The following is a 17,461-nucleotide window of genomic DNA, read 5'->3' as shown; positions in this document are numbered from 1 at the left end:
CACCGTAACCCAAGACTTTGGATAAACAGCCCGCTACAATCCGCTGCATGACACGACAACGCCCCCCTCGATCCTCCAAGCCCCGCCAAACGCCTGCTCAGCGGGGTGGTAAACAACGTGGCAACCCGCTTGGTAAGCCACATGGAAAACTACGTATTATCGGCGGCGAATTCCGACGTCGCCAGTTGCCGGTACTGGATAGCCCAGGCCTGCGCCCAACCCCAGACCGCGTGCGTGAAACGCTGTTCAACTGGCTCGGGCAGCAGCTTTACGGCCAGCAGGTACTCGACCTATTCGCAGGCACCGGTGCGCTAGGCATTGAGGCGGTGTCTCGCGGCGCGGCGTGGGTCGATTTTGTCGAGCGCGACCCGCGGGTAGCGGCACAGCTGTCGACCAATCTGGCATCGCTCAATATTACCGCAAGCACAGTGCATGTTAACGATGTTCAGGCTTATCTGGCTCGCCCCGCCAAGCCCTATACGCTGGTCTTTCTCGACCCACCTTTCCATCAGCAGTTGGCCGCGCCCTGCTGCTCATCATTGGAAAATAACGGCTGGCTGGATAACGAGGCAATGATTTACCTGGAAACCGAGACAGTGCTGGTACCCAATGTGCCCGCCAACTGGTTGTTGCACCGGGAAACCCAGGCGGGTGAAAGCACGGCAAGGCTTTATCAACGTCAAGCACCGTAAACAGCGCTTGCCGCCAAGCGACGGTGGCGTTACGCTCGCCTCATTCGTCCCTACTGACAAGCGCTGCGCTTGTTTTTTTGGGTGGCTTTTTATGACCTGTTTTGGGTTTTCGTTTTTACGCTAGGGAGAGATAAATGAGTCTGGAGCTATTTAATCAGCTTGAACAGAAAGTCACCGATACCGTTGACGCACTGGAGATGATGAAGCTGGAAAATGAAGAGCTGCGCGGCGAAAACGCCAAACTGAAAGAGGAGCGTGAAGAGTGGGAGCGCCGCCTCAACAGTCTGCTCAGCAAATTCGACAGTCTCGACACCTCCAGCACCTCCTAAGCGCCTGATAGATACGCTGCTGCCTAAAGTACCAGCGACATCAGCAGCGCATCCTCACGCCCGGCGGCCCCTGTTGCCGCTGGGTAGTAGCCCCGTCGGCAGCCATCTTCGCTAAATCCGCAGCGTTGATAGAGCCGTATAGCGCTAAGATTACCCATCCGCACTTCGAGCAGCAGTCGCTCACTGAGCCAGCCTTTTGCTACGGCCAGCACGGCATCCATCAACGCCAGACCAGCGCCGCTTCGGCGATACTCAGGTGAAACCCCGATGGCCTGCAGCTCCGCTTCAAACGGCAGTCGCGCCACAATGGCGTACCCTAACAGCTGCTCATCCTGCCACCAGCCCAATACATAGGTGTCCTGACTGCCCAGGGCCTCGAGCATTTGCGTCTCGGAGGTGCCGCTCTTCGCCCGCTGTTCAAGCGCAATCAGCGGGGCCAGATGTTCAACGTTGAGTTCAGTGATCATCAGCCATCTGCTTAGCGCCAGCCCCCCATAGCTGGCCTAGCGCTTGCAGCGCTGGCCAGAGGTCGCGCTTACTATGGCTACCATCGAGGAGCGCCCCAAGTGAAGGCCCCTGCCAGAGGGGCAACGAAAGCGTTTGGCTTTGGCCATCAATCACATTCAATATACGCTTCAGCGGCGCTTGCTCAGCCCCTGATTCGGCATCAGGCTCGGCGTCTAACTCACCCCACCAGAGCAGCCGCTCTAACCGCCACCCCTGTCGGCTCGCGCTGCCGTCAATAAACGCCGCCAAGCCCTCGCGGGCTTCATCCAGAGGATCCTCCACCGCAAAGGCGTTGGCCATTTGCGGCCAGGTGAAGTGACTGATTGCCGGCAACACCCCACGCTGAATGCCCGCTGCCTGGAGCAGGTTAGCCAGTAGCTGCTGCTCAAGCGAAGGCATACCCCCTGCCTTCAGCACGAGCCAGCGCCCCTCAAGGCACACACAGGAGAGCTCGAACTTAAGGGGTTGAGCAGGCGCGGCTGGCCCGCTCGAAGTCGCTACCTCCGGTGTGGCCACCGCCGACTTACTTTGATCCGGCTTGCCCTGCTGCTTGTCTTGGCCTAACAGTGCCTTCACCGCGGAAGGTGAGGAAATGGCCTCGCCTGGAGCTTGGGGCTCGGGCGCTTGGTGGGTGGGCGCTTGTCGCCTGGGCGCAGGGGCGTCATCCAGCAATGCCTGCAGCCTTTCACGGGGGGGTGCCGGGGTAGGCGTCGACTCCTCCCATTCGCAGGCCTCTGTGGGCAGCGCATTAGGCAACTGGTATTTAGCGGCCCAGGCAGTAATGCCCATGGCGTCCAGATAGTGGCGCCGAGTAACTTCCTGGTTCACTGCCCGCCGCCGCGACAGTTAGGTGAATCCGGACGCTCACCGCCCCGCGCCTGCCACTCGCTGGGGGTATACAGATGCAGCGCCAAGGCATGCACCGGGCCTGATAGCTCATCAGCCAACAATGCATAAATTTTCTGATGGCGTTTGACCGGCATCAGACCGTCAAAGCTATCGCTTACCAGCGTCACTTTGAAGTGGGTTTCCGAGTTCGCGGGCACATTGTGCATGTGGCTTTCGTTTTCAACCTGCAGCACGTCCGGCGCGAGTGCCGCTAACTTCTGCTCAATCTGTGTCTGCAGCGCCATAAGGTTCTCCTTGAGAGATCATAAACCGTTTTATTGTACGCGCTTACTGACCCGCAGACGATGCCCGCCGAGCATGTAACGCACGCCTTGCCAGCGGCATACGCGCCACGCTGGCCAAGAGCGCCAGTAGCGTGGTCGCCGCCCCCAGCCAGAGCGTTACTTGCACCGGCCAGCCTAGCGCTAGAGCAGCCCCCACCAGAGCCACGCCAAATGACTGCCCCACGGTTCGTGTGGTGCTCATCACGCCAGAGACGTTGGAACTGCGCTCCGGCGGCAGGCTGCCCATCATTTCGCGGTTGTTGGGAGGCTGGAACAGGCCAAAACCAATACCGCATAGCGCAGTGCGCCATAAACTTCCCGCGACACCGGTCGTTTCATCCACTAGCGCCAGCGCTATCAGGCCAATAATGAGTAGCCCAAGCCCGGCGCTGGAGAGGATGCTCGGGTTAATATGGTCGGCCAAGCGGCCTGCGATGGGGCCAACAAGCATAATGGCCAGCGGCCAGGGGGTGAATAGCCAGGCGGTTTCCAGCGGTGAAAAACCCATCTGCTCCTGATAGAAAAACGACAGCGCCACAAATGTAAGCCCCTGGCCGATAAAAGCAAGCCCAGAGGCAGAGACGGCCAGTGTAAAACGCGGCTCAGCAAAGACGCTAAGCGGCAGTAGCGGATAAGGCGCGCGGCGCTGACGAGCAATAAACCCGACGCAGGCCAGCACCGCCAGCAGTGCCCAACCCCCGCTCTGCCACAGCGGGGCGGCGTGGCTTACGGCGTCCATGGCGATAAAGAAGCTGGCCAGCATAACGATGGAGAGCAGCGCCCCAGCCACATCAAAACTGCCTTTGCGTGGCTCTTCATGGGGTAATGCACGCTTGGCGAGCCATAGCGAGCAAAGACCCAGCGGCACATTTAGCGCAAACAGCCAGGGCCAGTCGGCAAAGGAGAGGATTACCCCGCTTAGCGTGGGCCCTGCCGCGTAGCCACCGGCCACCACCAAGGCACTCAAGCCAAGGGCGCTGCCCAAGAGCCGCGAGGGAAAAATAGCCCGATAGAGCGACGGGCCAATCGACAGCGTGGCGGCGGCACCCAACCCCTGAAAGGCACGAAACACCAGCAGCGTTTCCAGGTTACGCGACAGCGCCGCCCCCAGCGCAGCAGCGACAAAGGTGGCCAGCCCAAACAGATAGAGCCTGCGGCGTGTGATCAATTCACTAACGCCCGCAAACACCAGCAAAAAAGCCGCACACACGACCTGAAACAGGTTGGTGATCCATACTGCCCGAGATGCCGACACACTCAAATCAGCGGCAATAGTGGGCAGCGCCAGGTTGATCATGGTGGTATCGACCACGGCCATTAAAGTGCCGGTCACCAGCGCCAGCACTGCAAGGGCGCGCTCAGGGCCGGGTAAACCATCATCTCCCGGACGGGTTTCAAACAGTCGCATGGGTGGCGTTCCTAAACGAAACAGCTAAAAGCAGAAAACCGGCCTAAGCCGGTTCTAGGTGTTACTTGAAAAGTCAGCTAGCAAGCTCAAGGCAGAGCCCAATCTTAGCACGCTAATAGCTAGTCCTGCTCACTGTCGAGCAGCAGCGCATCATCCACTTCAGAAATCTCTAACGCCGTTTCGTCATCCAGGTCGATCGCCAGGTAGCTGTGCTCGACGCGCACAAACGCCTGGAACAGCGCCCAGTCGAGCTTATCCGGCCACTGACGTTCATCCTCTTCCCAAGCGCGCAGCTCAGTCTCGAGAATTTCCACGTAGCGGTCGCGCACAAAGGTTTCCAGCGCTTCCGGGGTATCCATCTCTGGAATCAGGTAAATGGTACTTTCACGTTCGACGTCGTCCAGGGTCAGGTCGTCGTCTCCCATGGTGGGTTCCAGCGCGTTGATCCAGTCCACAAAGGGCTGGGTCGGCCTGACGCTCAGTGCGGAGCGGTTAAGCAGTTTCATGGGATTCTCCTCGCCGTCGAAACGTTGACCATTATGGGCGCTATAACGCGCCCTTACCAACTTTTCATCCGTTATCGTAGCGTGTTAGTCCACTTCAGGGCGCATCGCCGGGAACAGCAGTACATCGCGAATCGAGGCGCTGTCGGTGAACAGCATCACCAAGCGGTCGATACCGATGCCTTCGCCCGCGGTGGGCGGCATGCCGTACTCCAACGCACGCACGTAATCTGCATCGTAGTACATCGCTTCCAGGTCACCGGCATCTTTTTCCGCGGACTGGGCACGGAAGCGATCCGCCTGATCTTCGGCGTCGTTAAGCTCCGAGAAGCCGTTGGCGATTTCGCGCCCCCCTACAAAGAACTCAAAGCGGTCGGTGACGAAGGGATTAGCGTCATTACGCCGCGCCAGCGGACTCACTTCCGCCGGGTATTCGGTGATAAAGGTCGGCTGGTCGAGCTTGTGCTCGGCAACCTCTTCAAATATCTCCGTTTGCACCTTACCCAGACCCCAGCTCTCTTTGACCTTGATGCCGAGCTTTTCAGCGGTTGCCCGCGCCGCCTCCAACGAATCCAAGTCGCTGTCGGCAATGCCGTCACCGTGATCAAGAATCGCCTGACGCAGCGTTAAGCGGGCAAAAGGTTTGCCGAAATCGTAGCTTGCCCCCTGATACTCAATCACTGCGTTACCGAGCACTTCTTCAGCGGCTGTGCGCAGCATCGCTTCGGTCATATCGAGCAGGTCGCGGTAATCCGCATAGGCCCAGTAGAACTCCACCATGGTGAATTCTGGGTTGTGGCGCGTTGATAACCCTTCGTTGCGGAAGTTGCGGTTAATCTCGAACACTTTTTCAAAACCGCCCACCACCAGACGCTTGAGGTAAAGCTCTGGCGCAATACGCAGATACATGTCGATATCCAGCGCATTGTGGTGGGTAATGAACGGCCGTGCCGCCGCGCCGCCGGGGATCGGCTGGAGCATCGGCGTCTCTACTTCCATAAAACCGCGCGCTTCAAAGAAGCGGCGCATGGAGCTGATCACCGCGGCGCGGGTTTCAAACACCTTGCGCGACTGCGGGTTCATGATCAGATCCACATAGCGCTGGCGATAGCGGGCTTCCATATCGGTGAGGCCGTGAAACTTATCCGGCAGCGGGCGCAGGCTCTTGGTGAGCAGTTGCGCCTCTTTCATCATCACGTACAGGTCGCCCTTGCCGGATTTATGCACCGGCCCGTGGGCAGCGACGATGTCACCGATGTCCCAGCTTTTAACGTCTTCCAGTACCTCGGCAGGCAGGCCCTTTTTATCGACGTAGAGCTGGATCTGCCCGGCCACGTCCTGAATGACGATGAAGGGGCCACGTTGACGCATCACACGACCAGCCACAGCGGCGTGGTGATCCAGCGCTTCAAGCTCGGCCTTGTCTTTATCGCCGAAGGCATTTTGCAGCTCGACGGTTAAGCTGTCGCGGCGAAAGTCATTGGGAAACGCACTCTTTCCCTGCTCAGCGGCGCGCTCACGGCGAGCAGTCAGCTTGGCACGGCGCTCGGCGATCAGGTGGTTTTCGTTGTCTGCAGGAGACGCGTCTTGGTTAGCCATGGGGCACCCTGTTCATGTTCAAACGCTAAAAAGATTACAAACCTTGCTTCAAGCTGGCGACGATAAATTGATCAATATCCCCGTCGAGCACTTTATCGCAGTTACTGGACTGCACGCTGGTGCGCAAATCCTTGATGCGCTGATCATCCAGCACGTAAGAGCGAATCTGGCTGCCCCAACCGATGTCAGCCTTGGAGTCCTCGGCCTCCTGCTTGGCGGCGTTGCGCTTCTGCATCTCGTGTTCCCACAGCCGCGCTTTCAACTGCTTCATGGCAAAATCGCGGTTGGCGTGCTGGCTGCGTTGCCCCTGACAGGCCACGACGATACCGGTCGGCTCGTGGGTAATCCGCACGGCCGAATCGGTGGTGTTTACGTGCTGACCGCCCGCGCCGCTGGAGCGGTAGGTATCGACGCGCAAGTCCGAGGGATTAATCTCTACCTCGAAGCTGTCGTCAATTTCCGGGGAAAGGAATACAGAAGCAAAGGAGGTATGCCGACGGCCACCGGAATCAAACGGGCTTTTACGCACTAAGCGGTGCACGCCGGTTTCAGTACGCAGCCAGCCGAAAGCGTAATCGCCCTGGATATGCACCGTGGCCGACTTAATGCCCGCCACTTCGCCAGCAGAGATTTCGGTGATATCGGCTTTGAAGCCGTGGCTCTCCGCCCAGCGTAGGTACATGCGCAGTAAAATATTGGCCCAATCCTGGGCTTCGGTGCCACCAGAGCCGGACTGAATTTCCAGGTAGGCGTTGTTCTGATCCATTTCACCAGAGAACATGCGCCGAAATTCCAGCTTTTCTAACGCCGCCTGCATGCTCTTCAGCTCTTTGCACACTTCTTCGACGGTGCCTTCATCCTCTTCCATTTCGGCAAGCTCCAGCAGATCCCGGCTATCGCCAAGGCCCTGCTCAAGTTCATCAATGGTGGCCACTATGGCTTCGAGGGAGGCGCGCTCTTTGCCTAACTTCTGCGCGTAGTCTGGATCGTTCCAGACATTGGGATCTTCCAGTTCGCGGGTGACCTCTTCTAGCCGATCTTTCTTCTCGGCATAGTCAAAGATACCCCCTAAGAACGTCTGTCCGCTCAGACAGGTCCTTAAGCTGGTTGTGGATCGGATTGGTTTCCAACATGGGATCGCCCTAGCTTGGTCTACTCGGATCGTACAGAGGTGTATCGATCAGAAAAGCGCATAGTGTAGCGAAATTGGCTGCCAACAACCATGCAGGCTTGTCGCACATAACGCCCGTAGTATCGAAATTGCGCATAGCCACATGTTTAATTTCTTATAGACGCCTACTTTTCCCCGATGCTAGTACTTAACTAGTACTCAAACAGTCAAACAATCGTATTAAAATAATATTGGAGGGATCAGAATGCTAAAAACTCGCACTCTCATGGGCTCAATGGCGTTGGCCCTAAGCTGCGCCACACCTCTCCAGGCGGATACACTGCGTTTAGCCATTCTGGGTGAGCCCGCCTCTCTAGATCCGCACAAAATTAGCGGCGTCTGGGAAAACGATGTGGTGGGCGACCTTTTTGAAGGCCTTGTCACTGAAGCAGCCGATGGGTCGCGTATTCCCGGCGTTGCAGAATCCTGGGAAATCTCCGATGACGGTACGGTATACACTTTCACACTGAGAGACGATGCAAAATGGTCGGACGGTGAACCTGTCACTGCTGATGATTTTGTGTTCGCCTTTCAGCGCATTTTATCACCAGCCACCGCCGCAAATTACGCCTATCTGCTATATCCAATTAAAAATGCTGAAGCTGTCTATGCAGGTGAGGCCGATACAAGCACCCTCGGCGTGCAAGCCATCGACGCGTCGACACTGCAAATCACCCTAGAGCGTTCAACACCTTATTTTTTAGATCAGCTCTCCCACTACACCGCCTATCCGCTGCCACGTCACACGGTGGAAGCACATGGCAATGAGTGGTCCAGACCCGGCAATATGGTCTCCAATGGTGCTTTTCAGCTAGAGGATTGGCAGTCGCAAACGCGTATCACAGCCACCCGCAACCCCAATTTTCACGATGCTGATCAGGTAGCACTGGACGAAATCGTTTACTTCCCTATTGAAGAGCGCAACACAGCGCTCAACCGTTTCCGGGCAGGAGAGATTGATATCGCTCGGGAGTTTCCCACCCAGCAGTATGACTGGCTGATGGATAACCTGCCTGAAGCCGTTCAGGTAGCCCCCTACCTCGGCATTTATTACTACGTTTTCAATGCTCGTGATGGCCATGCGACCACTGACCCGCGTGTCCGTGAAGCGCTTAGTTTGGCCGTTCGTCGCGAAGTCATTACCGATCAAATACTTGGCACTGGCGAAGTGCCTGCGTACAGTTTCGTTCCGCCCAATGTCAGTCACTATGAAGCGCCCACCGCCAGCTTCGCCGAACTATCCCAGGATGAGCGCTTGGAGCGCGCCCGAGAGTTGCTCCAGGAAGCAGGCTATGGCCCTGATAATCCGCTGGAACTCATGCTGCGCTATAACACCAGCGAGGATCATCGCAAAGTCGCCATCGCCATTGCAGCCATGTGGAAACCCCTGGGCGTTGAGGTAGAGCTGTATAACTCGGAGGTAGCCGTTCACTACGCGGATATTCGTCAGGGCGACTTCGATGTTGCCAGGGCCGGCTGGATCGGTGACTACAACGACGCCCAAAACTTTCTGAGCCTGTTGGAGAGTAACGTATCTAATAATTACGGTGCCTACAGCTCGCCGGAGTTTGATGCTCTGATGAGCGGAGCCGCGAATACTCAGGATCTGGATAAGCGAGCCGACATCATGGCCGAAGCAGAGACCCTCGCCCTGGAAAACAGCGCTACGCTACCGATCTACTACTACGTCTCGCGCAATCTTGTTAGCCCCGACATTTCCGGCTGGGAAACCAATATTGAAGATATCCATCGCTCACGCTGGGTTCACTTCGACGATTGATTCCCTGTAGTTCGTTTTTTATCACAACTGACTACCGCTACCCCCCTCAGGCCTTTGGCCTGAGGAGCGAGGCCCGATAATGCTCAACTACACCTTAAGACGCTTACTTCAGGCGATCCCGACGCTATGGATTGTGATTACCCTGTCGTTCTTTTTAATGCACTTGGCCCCCGGCGGCCCCTTCGACGGTGAACGACAACTACCGCCTGAGATAGAGGCCAATCTCATGGCTTCGTACGGCCTGGACAAACCCGTCTGGGAGCAATATATCACCTACATGGGAAACCTGCTTCAAGGCGACCTTGGCCCCTCATTCAAATACAAGGATTTTTCGGTTACCGAGCTTGTCGCTCAAGGCTTCCCTGTCAGCCTGGAACTCGGCCTATGGGCAATCAGCCTCGCGCTTCTGGTCGGTATTCCCATGGGGGTTATTGCGGCACTTAAACGCAACTCCACGATTGACTATATGGTGATGGGCACAGCGCTTGCTGGGGTGGCCATTCCCAACTTTGTGGTTGCCCCGCTATTGGCGCTGGTGTTCGGTGTTTTTTTGGCCTGGCTACCGGTCGGCGGCTGGAACGATGGGCATTGGCGAAATATGGTGCTTCCTATTGTCGCCCTCTCCCTTCAACAGATTGCCTATATTGCCCGCATGACGCGAGCCAGCATGATTGAAGTGTTAGGCAGCCACTTCATCCGCACCGCGCGGGCCAAAGGACTCAACGAGAGTGAAGTGATTCTGCGCCACGCCCTGCGCCCTTCAATGCTACCGGTTATTTCCTACTTGGGCCCTGCCATTGCCGGCATTATCACTGGGTCAGTCGTGATTGAACAAATTTTCGGCATCCCCGGGATTGGCCGCTATTTTGTCCAAGCTGCGCTTAATCGTGACTACACCCTGGTAATGGGCACGGTGGTGTTTTATAGCGCCCTGATCGTGCTACTCAACCTTTTGGTCGATTTACTCTACTCGGCACTGGATCCGCAGATTCGTTATGACAATGACTAATACCGTATCGTCCCCGCCGATCGCTGGCCATAGCCTGGGCGGCGAAGCTTGGCGACGGCTACGCCAAAACAAAGCGGCTTTGGCCAGCCTCGTACTCATCGCGCTGATTACCCTCGTTTGCCTCGTCGGCCCCTGGCTAACACCCTGGGCACTCGATGAAGTGGATTGGAATGCCTTTTTAGCACCGCCCAACATGGAAAGTGGTCACTTGGCCGGCACCGATGCCAATGGGCGTGACCTCTTGACGCGAGTCTTCCACGGCGGGCAAATCTCGCTCTCTGTTGCCATCGTCGCCACCCTTGTTTCCCTGGTGATAGGTGTATTGTATGGCGCCATCGCTGGCTATTTCGGTGGGCGGATCGACAACCTGATGATGCGCTTTGTCGACATCATGTACTCACTACCGTTTATGTTTATGGTCATCTTGCTGATGGTGGTTTTCGGACGCAATATCCTGCTCATCTACGCCGCCATCGGTGCCGTCGAATGGCTTGATATGTCGCGTATCGTGCGCGGCCAAGTACTGGCATTAAAGCGCCGTGAATTCGTAGAAGCCGCCCATGCGCTTGGCGTGAGCAGCTTTAAGATCGTCACCCGCCACCTGATTCCCAATGCACTTGGCCCGGTGATCATTTACGTCACTCTCACCGTACCTAAAGTGATTTTACTGGAAAGTTTTTTGTCTTTTCTGGGGCTTGGCGTTCAAGAACCCTTAACCAGTTGGGGCGTTCTGATCAGTGAAGGCAAAGACATGATGGAAACGGCGCCTTGGATGCTGATGGTTCCCTCAGCATTTCTCGCCACCACCCTGCTGTGCTTAAACTTTCTGGGGGACGGTCTGCGCGACGCCCTTGATCCCAAAACACGTTAATAAAAGACGCGTTAATAAAGGCAAGGAGGCGATATGCCACAACCACTGCTGGAATTTGATCACCTGCGCGTAGACTTCGAACTCCCCAATGGCACCGTTACTGCAGTTAAAAACGTTAGCTTTACGCTTAATCAAGGCGAGACAATGGCGCTTGTGGGAGAGTCGGGCTCTGGCAAGTCGATTACCTCGACTGCCGCGATGGGGCTTCTGCCCGAGCTAGCTAACGCCACGGGCAGCATTCACTGGCATGACGGCGCAGGTGATGAAGACTTGCTAACGGTTAGCCGTCAGCGTCTGCGGGCCATCCGTGGCAATGAAATATCCATGATCTTTCAAGAGCCAATGACCTCGCTCAACCCACTGCACCGCATTGGTAAGCAGATCCGTGAAGTATTGCATAAACACACAAAACTACGTGGTCGCGACTCACATCTACGCGTGCTAGAACTGCTTGAGCAAGTGGGTATTCCTGAGCCTGAACGCCGAGTCGACAGTTACCCGCATGAACTTTCCGGCGGCCAGCGTCAACGAGTGATGATTGCTATGGCGCTGGCTTGCGAGCCTAAACTGCTGATTGCCGATGAACCAACCACGGCCCTTGATGTGACCGTGCAAGCTCAGATACTCGCGCTTCTGAAAGATCTCCAGGCCCGCTACGGCATGGCTATTTTGTTTATCACCCACGACCTGGGGGTTGTTCGTCACTTAGCCGATCGCGTATGCGTTATGCAGCACGGAGAAATCGTAGAATCGGGGGCAACCAACACCCTGTTCCAGTCACCACAGCACCCTTATACGCAGATGCTAATCGCCGCCAATCCAAGCGGCCAAAAGGCGCCCGTTCCCGACACGGCCCCCGTTTTGCTTACAGCCAGCAACCTCAGCGTGCGTTTTGCGATTAAAAAGCAGCTCTTTGGCCCTAACCGCTATTTTGAAGCAGTGAAAAACATCAACCTGACGCTACGCAAAGGCCAAACCTTAGGCATTGTAGGCGAATCAGGTTCTGGCAAAACCACCCTGGGCCGTGCACTGCTTCGTCTGGTGAAAAGTCACGGTAAGATACGTTTCGATGATATCGACGTTGCCCAACTTGACCGTGCGGGGATGCAACCGATACGGGCGCGTATGCAAGTTGTCTTCCAAGATCCCTTTGGTTCACTTTCCCCACGCATGACGGTGGGAGAAATCATTGGTGAGGGGCTGCGCGTCCATCACCCCTTGCTGACCAGAGCTGAACGCGATACACAGGTCATTCAATCTCTCGAAGAAGTCGCGCTGGATCCTGCCCATCGGCATCGTTACCCGCATGAATTTTCAGGCGGGCAGCGGCAAAGAATTGCGATTGCCCGAGCACTCGTCGTCAAGCCCGAGTTTCTGTTGCTTGACGAGCCTACATCTGCGCTAGACCGCTCAGTTCAAATGACCATCATCGATCTATTACGCGACTTACAACAGCGTCACCAACTGACCTACCTGTTTATTAGCCATGACCTTGCCGTGGTACGTGCGTTGGCAGACGAGGTGATCGTCATGCGCGAAGGCGAAATCATTGAGCAAAACGATACCCAATCGCTGTTTAACACCCCACGCCAAACCTACACCAGTGAATTGATGCGCGCCGCTTTCCTGGAAAACCCTGCAGCCTAAGTTCTTAAGCTTTCATTTTAACGCTTGAGAGCGTTATGCCGCTCAATAAAAAACCCGGCGTGGGCCGGGTTTCATTGGGGTTTGGCTCGCTAAGGCTTAAAAGCGATAGGTTAACTGCGCGCCAAAACCGTGGGCTTCGTTTTTGTAGTCGGCTGAGTAGGAGGCACCGCCTACACCTTGGAGCAGGTCGTTACGATCCTGTTCAACAAAGGTGCCACGCTCTGAGAGATAGGAGTACGCCACGTCGACAGTTAAGTCAGGCGTTGGGCTCCATCCAGCCCCGAGTGAGAAAATGCGCCGATCATCGGAAGGGATACGTACGCTACGATCTTCATCATTGGTGGGTGTAAAGTCCAACGTAACCCCAGCACGCAGTGCTAGTGTCTTCGTTAACTGATACTCGCCGCCGGTGGCAAACGCCCAGGCATTTGAGTAGTTCTGAACTTCCTGGGTAATCGTATCGCCTTGGCTACCGGTAACCAGAATTTGATCGAATTGGCTCCAACGCACCCAGGACGCCCCAAACATCAGCTTCAGTCGGTCACTCATTTGTTGCGTCACCGAGAAGTTAACCGTCTCGGGGGTGGTTAAGTCCAGGTTCGCACTATCCGAGCGAACGACATTACCAAGCGGGTCGGTAGCACTAAAATTCCCTTCCAGGGTGTAATCTACCTTAGAGCGATAAGTCAGGCCCAGCGTGGTTTCAGGCATTGGGCGATAGATAACGCCAAGGTTATACCCCCATGCTTCATCGTCGCCATCTACGCGTGAGTCGATGTCATTAGCGGGGTTGAACGTAGCCTCAGAGGGAAGCTGGCGACGCAGTTCCCCTTCCACTTGGTTGTAGGTGATACCCGCACCAACCGACCACTGATCGTTAAAGCGATAAGACACCGTCGGCTGCGCACTCACCACTTTGACTTCAGTGTAGTCGCCAAAATAGCGACCCTGGAAATCATCTTCGTAGTCGGTTTTGGAGCCAAAAGGAGCATACACCCCAAACCCGAACGCAAGTTGATCAGTCACGGGCTGCGCATAGAACGCAAAGGGAATTGGGGTACCCGGCACCATATCGCCATTGTTACCGCCCGGGATGCTTCCGACGGGAATCTGGTTGCCATTTGGCGCGCCACCTAGCGCAACCCCAGAGTCGATAAAGCGAGAGGCTTCGACATTAGAGATGTCAGTATTCACATTTAGATACGTAGCACCCACCGTGACCTGAGCACGGTCAAGAAACGACATGCCCGCCGGGTTACCATACACGATCGTGGCATCATGGACATTAGAGCTGCGCCCAGCGTGACCATACCCCTGCCCACTCACGCTTTGTTCGTTAATCTGATACCCACCCGCGTGTGCTTGACTGGCGAAGGCAGCGGCTGTGATAGCAGCGGCCAGGGTGAGCTTATTAAAGTTATTTTTCATAGTAGGCCTCTCTTCCCGATGATCCAGTGGATACCGACAATCCACTCTCGTTATTTTTACATGACTGTTTTCTCGCAACTGAGCCAAAGGTTCAAGGGCAAACGCTCGTTTTATTTTATTTTTGCCTTATACATTAGTCGCACGACCGTTTTAAATCAGTGTTTTAGTCATTTCAGCGTATGGAGCAAAGGTGGCCTTGACCTATGGGTAACCCATAGGTTCTACACTCAAGAGACACTATTTAACCGGTCAGGAGAACAGGCCATGAAAGTTAATGAGCTTGCCAAACGGGGCGGCGTTACCGCTGAGACCGTGCGTCACTACGCTCGTGAGCGGTTACTTGCCCCACAGCGCCACCCAGATAATGGCTATCAGCTATTTTCAGATACCGACTTAGAGCGGCTGCGTTTTATTCAGCGGGCGCGAAAACTCGGTTTTAGCGTGGCAGAGATTCGCGACATCCTAACTCACGCTGACCAAGGCGACTCCCCCTGCCCTTTGGTACGCGACTTACTCGCCACCCGCCTGCCGCAAATCCGCGCACGCATTGCCGAACTGGAAGCACTGGCCGAGCGCATGGAGCAGGCAATGGAGAGCTGGCAGAAAATGCCCGACGGATCCCCCGACGGCCACAGCGTGTGCCGCCTGATTGAGAGCTTTCCTGACGCCACGCCTATCAAGGAGACCCCATGAGCGACGCCTTTACCGAAGCAGCCTCAAGTGAAAGCCCTGCCAATGGAGTCACCACCCGGATCATTCCTGGCATGAATTGCCAGGGCTGCGTCAAGCGCATGCGCGAAGCGATTCAAAGTGGTGACCCTGAAGCAGACGTCACCGGCACGCCTAGCGAAAAACGCCTTGAGATTGTTTCATCGCTAACCGACGCCGAGCTTGATCAACGCTTGACCGAGGCGGGCTATCCGCCAGCCCAAGCAGCTCTGGATGAGGCAGCTCCGGACGCGGCCGATAAGCAGCCAGAAACAGTGTCATCCGCTGAAGCTGAAAAAACCGCAAGTGCTCAAGCCCATTACCAAACAGGGCAAGGCACAAAGCAGCGCCTGGCAATTAGCGGGATGACCTGCGCCAGCTGCGTTAAGAGCGTGCAGAAAGCGCTAGAGAGAACTGAGGGAGTCGACACCGCCAGCGTCAATTTTGGCACCCACTCCGCCCAGGTGTTTGGCAGTGCAACGGCCCAAGCGTTAATCGCCGCGGTTGAGTCAGCCGGCTACGGTGCCGAACCCATTGTGGATATGCGGGAAGCGGAACGCACTCGTGCCGAGCAGGATGCCAAGACTTACCAGAAACGGCTGCGTGGCAGCACCATTTCACTGGCACTGGCCATTCCGCTGATGCTCAGCATGCTCTTTTTCCACCCCCATCCGATGGGGCTGGGGCGTCTCTACTGGCTGGGGATTGGCCTGCTCACGCTAGGCATTATGGCCTTTCCGGGTCGACACTTTTTCGTCAATGCCTGGAAGCAGTTCAAGCACCACCAAGCCAATATGGATACGCTAGTGGCACTGGGTACAGGCACCGCTTGGTTGTACTCAATGGCGGTGGTGCTGTTTGCACCCTGGCTTCCCGAGGTCGCCCAGGGCATCTATTTTGAAGCTTCGGCCATGGTGATTGGGCTGATTCTGCTCGGCAATGCCATGGAGCTTCGCGCCCGAGGGCGCACCAGCGATGCATTAAAGCGACTCCTTGATCTGCAAAGCCGCACGGCGCGGGTCATCCGCGACGGCCATGAGCAGGAGATCGAGATTGATGCCGTACGCACTGGAGACCAGATTCGAGTACGCCCCGGCGAGCGCTTGCCGGTAGATGGCGACGTTATTGAGGGCCAGAGCCATATTGATGAGTCAATGCTTACCGGCGAGCCGTTACCCGTTGCCAAGAGCGCGGGGGATGAGGTCAGTGCGGGCACCGTGAATGGCCGTGGCGGGCTGATCTATCACGCCACCCGGGTGGGCAGCGACACGCGTTTGGGGCAGATTACCGAACAGGTAGCGAGTGCCCAGAACTCGCGCCCACCGATTGGCGAGCTGGCCGACCAGGTCTCCAGTGTTTTTGTTCCTTCCGTCATGGTTATTGCCATATTGACTGCCCTGGTGTGGTTCAACTTTGGGCCTGCGCCGGAAGTGATTTATATGCTGGTCACGGCGACCACCGTGCTGATTATTGCCTGCCCCTGCGCGTTGGGTCTGGCAACCCCAATCTCGACCATGATCGGCGTCGGTAAAGCGGCAGAGCATGGGGTGTTAGTTCGCAGCGGCGAAGCGCTGCAGACCGCCAGCAAGCTGACCACGCTGGTGGTCGATAAGACCGGCACCCTCACCCAGGGCAAACCCAGCGTCACCGATGCACAGCTGTTTGGCATGGAGCAATCCACCGCACTGGCGCTAGTCAACGCGCTGGAGCGCGGCTCCGAGCACCCACTGGCGGCGGCGTTAATGACCTACGCGGAGGAACACAACGCCCACCCTGCCGAGATTCATGATTTCGATAGCGTGACCGGCGGCGGGGTGAAAGCCAAAACCGCCGACGGTAAAGCGCTGCTGCTGGGCAATGCGCGCCTGCTTAAAGAGGCAGGCGTGGATCTCACGGCAGGTGACGCCCAGGCCCAAGCGCTTGAGGCGCAGGCGCGCACGCTGGTGTACCTGGCGGTGGAGGGCAAGCTGGCCGCGCTATTTGGCATCAGCGACCCGCTGCGTCACGACACCGTGGCCGCGATCAAGCGCCTGCAAAAAGATGGTTTAACCATCGTTATGTTAACCGGTGATAACGAGCACACCGCCAGGGCCATTGCCCAGGAAGTGGGCATTGATGAGTTCCGAGCGGGACTGTTACCCGAGGATAAGCACGCCGAGATTGAGCGCCGTCAGCAGGCGGGGGAGATCGTTGGTATGGTAGGCGATGGCATCAATGATGCCCCCGCGCTCGCTCGCGCGAATGTGGGCTTTGCCATTGGCCAGGGCACCGATGTGGCCATTGAGAGCGCGGGCATCACGCTAATGCGCGGCTCGTTGCACGGAGTAGCGTCCGCCATTGAGATCAGCCGCGCCACCCTGCGCAACATCAAACAGAACCTGGTGGGCGCCTTTGGTTATAACGTGCTGTGTATTCCCATTGCCGCAGGTGTGCTCTACCCAATAACCGGCACGCTGCTTTCACCAATGATTGCCGGAGCCGCCATGTCGCTCTCCTCCATCACCGTGGTGAGTAACGCCAACCGCTTGCGGCTATGGAAAGCCAGCCAGGAGGAATCCTCATGAGTTTACTGATCAACTTGGCGGGGCTTGGGCTTATCGGGCTGATTGTGTGGTGGTTCTGGCTTAGCTAAACGTT

At 56.6% G+C, this 17,461-nt stretch carries 16 protein-coding genes; 8 read left to right on the top strand and 8 right to left on the bottom strand.

Annotated elements, in window-relative coordinates; translation table 11 throughout:
* The first annotated feature begins 47 nt into the window (after positions 1 to 47).
* On the top strand, positions 48 to 692 hold the full coding sequence (gene rsmD / locus ACFIOZ_RS02435; RefSeq protein WP_386082012.1) for a 16S rRNA (guanine(966)-N(2))-methyltransferase RsmD: 645 nt from the start codon (positions 48 to 50) through the stop codon (positions 690 to 692).
* Positions 693 to 826: 134 nt separating this feature from the next.
* On the top strand, positions 827 to 1,021 hold the full coding sequence (gene zapB / locus ACFIOZ_RS02430; RefSeq protein WP_088698767.1) for a cell division protein ZapB: 195 nt from the start codon (positions 827 to 829) through the stop codon (positions 1,019 to 1,021).
* 23 nt (positions 1,022 to 1,044) lie between these two features.
* Here zapB and rimI read toward each other — a convergent pair whose 3' ends face one another.
* The 7 genes from rimI to prfB all read right to left on the bottom strand — a co-directional run bounded on the left by rimI (position 1,045) and on the right by prfB (position 7,343).
* Positions 1,045 to 1,488: a ribosomal protein S18-alanine N-acetyltransferase gene (gene rimI / locus ACFIOZ_RS02425; protein WP_386082010.1), complete on the bottom strand. Its 444-nt coding sequence runs from the start codon at positions 1,486 to 1,488 to the stop codon at positions 1,045 to 1,047.
* A complete protein-coding gene (locus ACFIOZ_RS02420; protein WP_386082009.1) occupies positions 1,478 to 2,356 on the bottom strand; it encodes a hypothetical protein in 879 nt (292 codons plus the stop codon). The genes rimI and ACFIOZ_RS02420 overlap by 11 nt, the downstream gene beginning before the upstream one ends.
* Entirely contained in the window at positions 2,353 to 2,661 is a 309-nt protein-coding gene (locus tag ACFIOZ_RS02415; RefSeq protein ID WP_386082008.1) for a BolA family protein, read from the bottom strand. The genes ACFIOZ_RS02420 and ACFIOZ_RS02415 overlap by 4 nt, the downstream gene beginning before the upstream one ends.
* Positions 2,662 to 2,704: 43 nt before the next feature.
* Entirely contained in the window at positions 2,705 to 4,108 is a 1,404-nt protein-coding gene (locus ACFIOZ_RS02410; RefSeq protein WP_386082007.1) for an MFS transporter, read from the bottom strand.
* Positions 4,109 to 4,227: 119 nt separating this feature from the next.
* Positions 4,228 to 4,614 (bottom strand): hypothetical protein, encoded by a 387-nt coding sequence (locus ACFIOZ_RS02405; RefSeq protein WP_386082005.1) that lies wholly within the window; start codon positions 4,612 to 4,614, stop codon positions 4,228 to 4,230.
* Between the two features lie 84 nt (positions 4,615 to 4,698).
* Positions 4,699 to 6,210, bottom strand: coding sequence for a lysine--tRNA ligase (lysS, locus tag ACFIOZ_RS02400; RefSeq protein WP_386082003.1), 1,512 nt, complete (start codon positions 6,208 to 6,210; stop codon positions 4,699 to 4,701).
* 34 nt (positions 6,211 to 6,244) lie between these two features.
* A protein-coding gene (gene prfB, locus ACFIOZ_RS02395) for a peptide chain release factor 2 (RefSeq protein WP_386082000.1) occupies positions 6,245 to 7,343 on the bottom strand; the annotation gives its coding sequence in 2 pieces (ribosomal slippage) (positions 6,245 to 7,267 and positions 7,269 to 7,343; 1,098 coding nt in all).
* Between the two features lie 243 nt (positions 7,344 to 7,586).
* Here prfB and ACFIOZ_RS02390 point away from each other — a divergent pair.
* The 4 genes from ACFIOZ_RS02390 to ACFIOZ_RS02375 all read left to right on the top strand — a co-directional run bounded on the left by ACFIOZ_RS02390 (position 7,587) and on the right by ACFIOZ_RS02375 (position 12,688).
* Positions 7,587 to 9,161, top strand: a complete 1,575-nt coding sequence (locus ACFIOZ_RS02390) for a peptide ABC transporter substrate-binding protein (RefSeq protein ID WP_386081998.1) — start codon at positions 7,587 to 7,589, stop codon at positions 9,159 to 9,161.
* A 79-nt stretch (positions 9,162 to 9,240) separates the two neighbouring features.
* On the top strand, positions 9,241 to 10,170 hold the full coding sequence (gene oppB / locus ACFIOZ_RS02385) for an oligopeptide ABC transporter permease OppB (RefSeq protein ID WP_088698760.1): 930 nt from the start codon (positions 9,241 to 9,243) through the stop codon (positions 10,168 to 10,170).
* Positions 10,157 to 11,041 carry an ABC transporter permease subunit gene (locus tag ACFIOZ_RS02380; protein WP_249325724.1) on the top strand — a complete coding sequence of 295 codons (885 nt, stop codon included), beginning with the start codon at positions 10,157 to 10,159 and terminating at the stop codon, positions 11,039 to 11,041. The genes oppB and ACFIOZ_RS02380 overlap by 14 nt, the downstream gene beginning before the upstream one ends.
* 33 nt (positions 11,042 to 11,074) lie before the next feature.
* A complete protein-coding gene (locus ACFIOZ_RS02375) occupies positions 11,075 to 12,688 on the top strand; it encodes an ABC transporter ATP-binding protein (RefSeq protein ID WP_386081996.1) in 1,614 nt (537 codons plus the stop codon).
* A gap of 96 nt (positions 12,689 to 12,784) precedes the next feature.
* On the opposite strand, the gene ACFIOZ_RS02370 is transcribed toward ACFIOZ_RS02375, so the two are convergent.
* A complete protein-coding gene (locus ACFIOZ_RS02370; RefSeq protein ID WP_386081994.1) occupies positions 12,785 to 14,116 on the bottom strand; it encodes an OmpP1/FadL family transporter in 1,332 nt (443 codons plus the stop codon).
* Positions 14,117 to 14,380: 264 nt separating this feature from the next.
* On the opposite strand from ACFIOZ_RS02370, the gene ACFIOZ_RS02365 reads away from it, so the two are divergent.
* Together ACFIOZ_RS02365 and ACFIOZ_RS02360 are read left to right on the top strand one after the other, a co-directional pair.
* Entirely contained in the window at positions 14,381 to 14,809 is a 429-nt protein-coding gene (locus ACFIOZ_RS02365; protein ID WP_386081993.1) for a MerR family transcriptional regulator, read from the top strand.
* Positions 14,810 to 14,880: 71 nt separating this feature from the next.
* Positions 14,881 to 17,388: a heavy metal translocating P-type ATPase gene (locus ACFIOZ_RS02360; protein ID WP_386083981.1), complete on the top strand. Its 2,508-nt coding sequence runs from the start codon at positions 14,881 to 14,883 to the stop codon at positions 17,386 to 17,388.
* Positions 17,389 to 17,461 lie beyond the last annotated feature (73 nt).

Source organism: Vreelandella sp. F11 (assembly GCF_042466685.1).
Taxonomy (GTDB): domain Bacteria; phylum Pseudomonadota; class Gammaproteobacteria; order Pseudomonadales; family Halomonadaceae; genus Vreelandella.
Note: the sequence above shows the minus strand (reverse complement) of the source record. Positions and strands in the feature narration are given on the sequence as shown.